The 6,691-nt window shown below is 70.1% G+C and carries 7 protein-coding genes; 4 read left to right on the forward strand and 3 right to left on the reverse strand.

Features of this window, described 5'->3' with window-relative positions; genetic code table 11:
* Nucleotides 1-11 precede the first annotated feature (11 nt).
* Nucleotides 12-1,028 carry a hypothetical protein gene (locus ACTHK2_RS04910; protein ID WP_440244583.1) on the forward strand — a complete coding sequence of 339 codons (1,017 nt, stop codon included), beginning with the start codon at nucleotides 12-14 and terminating at the stop codon, nucleotides 1,026-1,028.
* On the opposite strand, the gene ACTHK2_RS04915 is transcribed toward ACTHK2_RS04910, so the two are convergent.
* Complete coding sequence (locus ACTHK2_RS04915) at nucleotides 1,017-1,844, reverse strand: DUF72 domain-containing protein (protein ID WP_440244584.1); 828 nt, start codon at nucleotides 1,842-1,844, stop codon at nucleotides 1,017-1,019. The genes ACTHK2_RS04910 and ACTHK2_RS04915 overlap by 12 nt on opposite strands.
* A gap of 76 nt (nucleotides 1,845-1,920) precedes the next feature.
* On the opposite strand from ACTHK2_RS04915, the gene ACTHK2_RS04920 reads away from it, so the two are divergent.
* Together ACTHK2_RS04920 and ACTHK2_RS04925 are read left to right on the forward strand one after the other, a co-directional pair.
* Complete coding sequence (locus tag ACTHK2_RS04920; protein ID WP_440244585.1) at nucleotides 1,921-2,607, forward strand: Pr6Pr family membrane protein; 687 nt, start codon at nucleotides 1,921-1,923, stop codon at nucleotides 2,605-2,607.
* Entirely contained in the window at nucleotides 2,607-3,863 is a 1,257-nt protein-coding gene (locus ACTHK2_RS04925; RefSeq protein WP_440244586.1) for an NAD(P)/FAD-dependent oxidoreductase, read from the forward strand. The genes ACTHK2_RS04920 and ACTHK2_RS04925 overlap by 1 nt, the downstream gene beginning before the upstream one ends.
* Nucleotides 3,864-4,007: 144 nt before the next feature.
* Here ACTHK2_RS04925 and ACTHK2_RS04930 read toward each other — a convergent pair whose 3' ends face one another.
* Nucleotides 4,008-4,448 (reverse strand): VOC family protein, encoded by a 441-nt coding sequence (locus tag ACTHK2_RS04930; RefSeq protein WP_440244587.1) that lies wholly within the window; start codon nucleotides 4,446-4,448, stop codon nucleotides 4,008-4,010.
* A gap of 343 nt (nucleotides 4,449-4,791) precedes the next feature.
* Between ACTHK2_RS04930 and ACTHK2_RS04935 the strand changes: the two genes are divergently transcribed.
* A complete protein-coding gene (locus ACTHK2_RS04935; protein WP_440244590.1) occupies nucleotides 4,792-5,073 on the forward strand; it encodes a GNAT family N-acetyltransferase in 282 nt (93 codons plus the stop codon).
* On the opposite strand, the gene ACTHK2_RS04940 is transcribed toward ACTHK2_RS04935, so the two are convergent.
* Nucleotides 5,060-6,691: tetratricopeptide repeat protein (locus ACTHK2_RS04940; protein ID WP_440244588.1), on the reverse strand; the 1,632-nt coding region annotated here is incomplete at its 5' end. The two genes, ACTHK2_RS04935 and ACTHK2_RS04940, sit on opposite strands and share 14 nt — an antisense overlap.

A 6,691-nucleotide genomic window follows, 5' to 3' on the forward strand; every position in this document is an offset into this window, starting at 1 on the left:
GGAAAAACGGCATGACGATGCGACGGGCGACGGCGGCGGGAGCGATGGTGCTGGCGATGATGCATGCAGGTGCTGCCGCCGGATCCGATCCGCCGGCCACCGATACGGCGCCCGGCTCACCGGTGGTGTTCGCACCCGCCACGATCTCCGGCCCCGCGCATGATTCGGCGCCCGCGTTTTCGCCGGATGGCACCAGCGTCTACTTCACGCGCAGCAACGCCGCGCAATCGACGATCTTCGTCTCGCGCCGGCGCGGCGAGCGCTGGTCCGAGCCGCAGGTGGCGCCGTTCTCGGGCGAATGGAACGACATGGAGCCCGCGTTCGCACCGGACGGTTCGTGGCTCGTGTTCGTCTCGAACCGGCCCGCTGCCGCAGGCGGCGCGCCGATCGAGGCGACCTACAATGGCGGCGTGCAGAAGGGCGGCAATCTGTGGCGCGTCGAACGCAAGGGCGGCGGCTGGAGCGAGCCGGTGCGACTGCCGGATGCGGTCAATCCGAACCCGTCGACGTTCGCGCCGAGCGTCGCGGCCGACGGCAGCCTCTGGTTCATGACCACTGACGCGACGAGCGGCAGGTTCCGCCTCTATCGCGCACCGTTTCGCGACGGCCGATACCACGCCGCCGAGCCGTTGCCCTTCAGCGACGGCGGCACGACCGACGTCGATCCCGCGGTGGCCCCGGACGAATCGTTCGTCGTGTTCGGCTCGGGCCGCCGGCCGAATGTCGGCATCGACCTCTTCATCGCATTCCGCGACGGCGACGGCTGGAAGGAACCGGTCTGGCTCGGCGAGCGGATCAACAGCAGCGGTTCCGACGCGGAGCCGCGCCTCGGCCCCGACCATGCGACCGTGTACTTCAGCAGCGAACGCGTCGTGCCGGTCGCCTTCCCTCGCTCGCGCGCACAGGCGCAAACCGACACCGCACGCATGCTCGCCTGGGACGACGGCAACTACAACATCTGGTCGGTGTCGCTGCAGCCCTGGCTTTCATCCGCCAAGTCGTCGGCACCGCCGCGCTCACAGCCGTGACAGCAGGGCCGTCGCCGCGGCGGGATTGCGCTCCTTGGCCGCGCTGATGAAATAGATGAACACGTCGCGAGCGCCGGCATCTCGTGGCGCCTCGATGCGCGGCAGATCGGCCGGGTCGCGACCCGCGGCCCAGGTGCGTGCGCGCCCGGCCCAGGCGTCGAGTGCGGCGCCCGCATAGCCGGTCGCATTCCCGCTTTCGGTGCGCATCAGGCGCGCGTAGACGAACTCGCCGGTGACGTCGGCAAATGAAGGGAATTTCGGCGAATCGGTGAACACGGTCGCGATGCGGCGCTCGCGCGCGAGCGCGAGGTATTGCGCGCAATCGAACGACGCATGGCGCACCTCGAGCACGTGGCGCAGCGGCCGGCCGTCGAGTTCGTGCGGCAGCAGGTCGAGGAACGCCGCGAAGTCGTCGTGCTCGAACGCCTTCGCCGGCGTGAACTGCCAGTTGATCGGGCCGAGGCGGTCGCCGAGTTCGGCGAGGCCGCCGCGGACGAACGCATCGATGGTCTTGCCCGCATCGGCGAGCACGCGTCGGTCCGTACTGAAGCGCGGCGCCTTCAGCGAGAAGACGAAACCGTCGGGCGTTTCGCTGCGCCACTTCGCGTAGGTGGCCGGCTTCTGCGCGCCGTAGTAGGTGCCGTTGATCTCGATCGAGCTGACGTGCCGGCTCGCATACTCGAGCTCGCGTCGCTGCACGAGGCCCGCCGGGTAGAAGTTGTCGCGCCAGGGCGCATAGGTCCAGCCGCCGATGCCGACGCGAATGGAGGTGGTCGCCGGCGCGCGCGCGAAGAGGTCTGAGGAGGTCGCATTCATCGCATCGTGATCGTCGTCGAGGGCGCCGCTATGATGGCAGCGCAGGCGAGCCGATGCCACGCCAGCAGGTGAACCGATGCCATCCGCAGGACGCAGCCTTGCACTCGTGATCGCGGTCGTCGCCACGTCCGCGCTGCTGCTGCAGTACGCGCTGCTGATCGCTGTCGCCTGGGACGGCGTCGGGCCGTGGTTCGGCACGCTGCGCTACTTCAGCTTCTTCACGATCCTCACCAACCTCGCCGTCGCACTCGCGGCGAGCGCGGCATGGCGGGACGGCGATGCGCCGTGGCAGCGCTTCTTCCGGAGCGCGCGCGTGCAGGGCGGTACCGCGCTTTCGATCGCGATCGTCTGCGCGATCTATCATTTCCTGCTCGCATCGACCTGGTCGCCACGTGGCCTGCAGCGCGTCGCCGATCTCGCCTTGCACTACGTCGTGCCCGCGCTGTTCGTCGGCTGGTGGCTCGCCTGCGTGCCGCACGGGCGGCTCGGTTGGACGGATCCGCTGCGCATGCTGCCGTTCCCCGCGGCGTTCCTTGCCTGGAGCCTCGTGCGCGGCGCGTGGCTGCACGAGTACCCCTATCCCTTCATCGACGTCGACGCACTCGGGTATGCGGTCGTGCTGCGTAACGCGGGCGTGATCGCACTGCTGTTCGTCGCCGCAGGCCTGTTCCTGGTCGCGTTCGACCGTCGTGTCGCGCGCACGGCTGCAGCGGCGCCGCCGGTGCGGCAAGATCGCGGTTCCGAGGACGATGCGACCCGCTGATGACCGACACCGCGCCACCCCACGTACTCATCATCGGCGGCGGCTTCGGCGGCTTGTGGGCGACGCGCGCGCTCGCCTCGGCGCCGGTACGCGTGACCCTCGTCGATCGTACGAACCACCATCTGTTCCAGCCGCTGCTCTACCAGGTCGCGATGGCCGGACTGTCGTCGCCCGACATCGCCGCGCCGCTGCGCCACATCCTCCGGCGCCAGCGCAACGTGACCGTGCGCATGGATGTAGCGCGTGAAATCGACGTTGCGCAGCGCCGCGTCCGCTTCGATGCGGACGCGCTCGCCTACGACTACCTCGTCGTCGCGAGCGGCGCGCGGCACGCGTATTTCGGCCATGACGACTGGGCGCGTCACGCGCCGGGGTTGAAGACGCTCGACGATGCGCTCTACATCCGCCGGCACATGCTCGAGGCGTTCGAGGCGGCCGAGCGCGCCGTGGATCCGCGCGAGCAGGCCGAGTGGCTGGACTTCGTCATCATCGGCGGCGGGCCGACCGGCGTGGAACTCGCGGGCACGCTCGCCGAGATCGCGCGGCATGCGTTGCCGCGCGAATTCCGGCGCAGCGACCCGCGCCGTTCGCAGATCCATCTGGTCGAAGCGGGTCCGCGCGTGCTCGCCTCGATGCCGGAGGTGCTGTCGGTTCGCGCGCGCCGGCAACTTGAGCGGCTCGGCGTCAGCGTGCACCTCGGCAAGGCGGTGACCGCGATCGATGCACGCGGCGTCGACCTTGGTGGTGAACGCATCGACGCGCGCACGGTGATCTGGGCCGCCGGCGTCGCCGCGTCGCCGCTCGGTGCGCAACTCGGCGCCGAATGCGACCGCGCCGGTCGCGTGCGCGTCGCGCCGGATCTGTCCCTGCCCACGCATCCCGAGGTCTTCGTCGTCGGCGACCTCGCGACCGTGGCGCAGGACGGCAAGCCCGTGCCCGGCGTCGCGCCGGCCGCGAAGCAGATGGGCGCGCACGCGGCCGCAATGATCCGCGAACGCATCGCCGGCCGTCCGACGCGCGCGTTCCGCTACCGCGACTATGGCAACCTCGCCACGGTCGGGCGGATGGCGGCCGTGGTCGATCTCGGTCGCGTACGATTTTCCGGCGCACCCGCCTGGTTCTTCTGGCTGTGGGCGCACGTGTTCTTCCTGATCGGCTTCCGCAATCGCCTCGTCGTGATGGCGGAGTGGATCTGGTCGTATTTCACCTACCAGCGCCACGCGCGCATCATCCTCGGCCGCCGCGACGAACCGTAGCCCCTGCTTGGACACGGACGAGCAAATTACGCATGGAACACGGAGCACACGGAGGAGAAGCTTTTCGAGATGGAGAGATCCTCCCTGCCTGCATTCTTCGTGTGCTGCATTTTTCAAGCTTCTCCAGGGAGCACCTCGGCGACTTCAGGCCTGCTTCCCCGGTACCCATGGGTCGTAGCTGCCGAACCACCAGAGGTGGCCCTCGGGGTCGCGGCAGGAATAGCCGGCGCCGCCGTAGTCCTTGTGTTCGAGTTCGTCGACGATGACGGCACCTGCGGCCTTCGCGCGTGCGTAGTGTGCGTCGCAGTCGGCGACGATCACGCAGGGGCACTGTGTTTCGCGGCCGCCGATCTCGTCCGGCTGCGCGATGTGCTCGCTCCACGCGCTGCGGTTCGCGACCGAGCCGAGCATGATCATGCCGTTGCCGAACACGAGCTGGGCGTGCTGCACGACGTCGCCCTCGGCATGCACGGCGTGCTTCTCGAACCCGAATGCGCGGCAGAGCCATTCGATCGCGGCGGGCGCATCGCGATAGCGCAGGCACGGGATGATCGTCGAGGTCGTGTGGGCGGCGAGCGTGGGCATGGGCGGGTCCTTCGATGGCGGTGCGGGCAGCGTAGCGCCGGCGCCGGACTGCGTCTTGCAGATTCCGGATGCGTCAGCCGATCGCCATGTGGTTCACGTCGGCACCCCGGCGCGCGACGCAGGCGGTCGGGGTCGTGCCGGAGAACCCGCGGAACTCGCGCGCGAGATCAGGCTGGTTCCTCCGTGCCCGTGCCGACCTGCCGGCGGAACGGCACGGCGAGCCGGCGCGCCGAGAGGCAGCACTCGCCTGGCGGTGCACCGCCGGGCGTACACCGCGCATGCGCGCGCGAAAACACGTATCTTGGCGACTCCGCGCGAATCGTCGCGCTTCACCGCGAGGACCCTGCCAGTGGATGTCGTGCATAACGCGGCGCTGCGCCGCTTCGAGGCCGTCGTCGACGGCGTCTCGTGCGTACTCGAATACGAGCTCGGCGACGGCGTGATGACGATCACCCACACCGGAGTGCCGTCGCAGGTCGGAGGCCGGGGTATCGCGGCGGCGCTCGTGACCGCGGCGTTCGACACCGCGCGCCGTGAAGGCTGGCGCGTCGTGCCCGCGTGCTCGTACGCGGCCGTGTGGATCCAGCGTCACCCCGAGTACACCGACCTCGTCAGCCGGACGTAGCGACGACGGCGCCGAGCTTGCGCGCGAGCTCGGCCTGCTGGCGGCGCGCCGGCGAACCCTCGACGAAGCGTGTCGCGAGCAAGGGCGTGACCGCGTCGTACAGCGCGCGCGCCTCCTCGCGACTGCCGCGCGCGACGAGTACGTCGGCGAGCTGCAGCTCGGCCTCGATGGTCGAATTCGCCTCGGGCCCCGCGCTCTTCGAAAGGATGTCGACCGCGCGGCGCAGCTCCGACTCGGCCTCGCCCAGGTGTCCGCGATCGCGTTGCACGAGTCCGCGCAGGCGCGCGATCGCGCCATGGCGCGCATGCGTCGGCGGATACAGTTCGGCGAAGGCCGCCGATGACTGGTCGAGATAGGCCATCGCCTCGTCGTAGCGTCGGCTGCGACGCATCCAGTCGCCCAGGTGCGCGAAGCGGCGCGCGCGTTCGATGCGCAAGTCGGTCGAATCCGCATTGCCTTCGACCGGCATGTCGAGCAACACGCGCGCCGCGTCGAGCTTGCCGTTGAGCATGAGGCTGCGGCCGAGGTTCTGGCGGTAGATCGGCAGGCGCGGCTCTTCCGCGTCGACCGATTGCTTGAGCGCGTTGTCGAGCACCTCGCGGAACATAGCCAGCGACGTGGCGTAGTCACCCGCCTGCTCGAGCAGGCTCGCGAGGTTGTTGAGGCCGATCGTGTACGAGGGCGTACGCTCCTGGTGGTTGGCGCGCATGAGGTCGACGTTCTGCTGCAACAACGCGGTCGCCTCGACGATGCGGCCCTGCAGCTGGATCGCCTGGGCGAGATTGTTGCGTGCGGTGACCGCCCATGCGCTGCCCGGATCGAGCGTGCGCAGGCGCGTCTCCAGCATCTCGCGCAGCAGGCGCTCGCCGTCGGCGTAGCGGCCCTGTTGCTCGTACACCTCGGTGAGGAAGCCCTTCGCCTGGATCACCTCGTCGGCGTCGTCGGGCAGGCGCTTGCGCATCGTGTCGATGCTGCGCCGCGCGTCGCGCTCCGCGTCCTCGAAGCGGCCGTTGCGCATCTCGGCTTCGGCGAGCGCATAAAGGCACTGGGCATAGCGGACGCTGTCGCCGCCTTCGGCGGCGGCCGCGTAGTCGAGCGCGCGCTGCGCGCTCGCGATGCCGCCCGTCGCATCCCCGTTGCGTGCCTGCGAGAGGCCCAGCGTGGACAGGATGTCGGCGGCGAGCGGGCGGTCCTCCGGCGCGACGGTGCCGAGCGTCGCGATCGCCTCGCGCAGCACCGGCTCGGCGGCCGCCGGGCGTTCGGCGAGGTTCATCGCGAAGCCCTGCTCGGAAAGGTAGACCGCGCGCTGGCGCGGCGTGCCGTGGGTGCGCTCGAGTTCGGCCGCGCGCCCGAGGCTGTCAGCCGCGTCGTCGGGCAAGCCGAGCTCGAGGTAGATCTTGCCGAGCGCGCCGAGCAGGCGCGCGCGCTGCAGCGGCGCATCGGCCAGGCGCGTATCGATCTCGCGCCGGCCGCGGTCGACGAGGTCGCGCGGCGCGATCGGGCGCGTGCCGGCTTCCTCGGGCGAAGCCGAACGGAACAGCGCGACGAGGTAGTCGACCACGCTGTTCGCGGTGGCCGACTGCTGCTGCGCGAGCGCTTCGGCGCGCAGCGCGCGATC

Origin of the sequence: Dokdonella sp. (assembly GCF_051958935.1) — a bacterium.
In the GTDB taxonomy this organism is placed as follows: Bacteria; Pseudomonadota; Gammaproteobacteria; order Xanthomonadales; family Rhodanobacteraceae; genus Dokdonella_A.

Coding starts and splice junctions, on each gene's coding strand:
- ACTHK2_RS04930 (WP_440244587.1), bottom strand. CDS start 4,448: ATGCCCACGCTCGCCGCCCACACGACCTCGACGATCATCCCGTGCCTG.
- ACTHK2_RS04920 (WP_440244585.1), top strand. CDS start 1,921: ATGCCATCCGCAGGACGCAGCCTTGCACTCGTGATCGCGGTCGTCGCC.
- ACTHK2_RS04915 (WP_440244584.1), bottom strand. CDS start 1,844: ATGAATGCGACCTCCTCAGACCTCTTCGCGCGCGCGCCGGCGACCACC.
- ACTHK2_RS04925 (WP_440244586.1), top strand. CDS start 2,607: ATGACCGACACCGCGCCACCCCACGTACTCATCATCGGCGGCGGCTTC.
- ACTHK2_RS04910 (WP_440244583.1), top strand. CDS start 12: ATGACGATGCGACGGGCGACGGCGGCGGGAGCGATGGTGCTGGCGATG.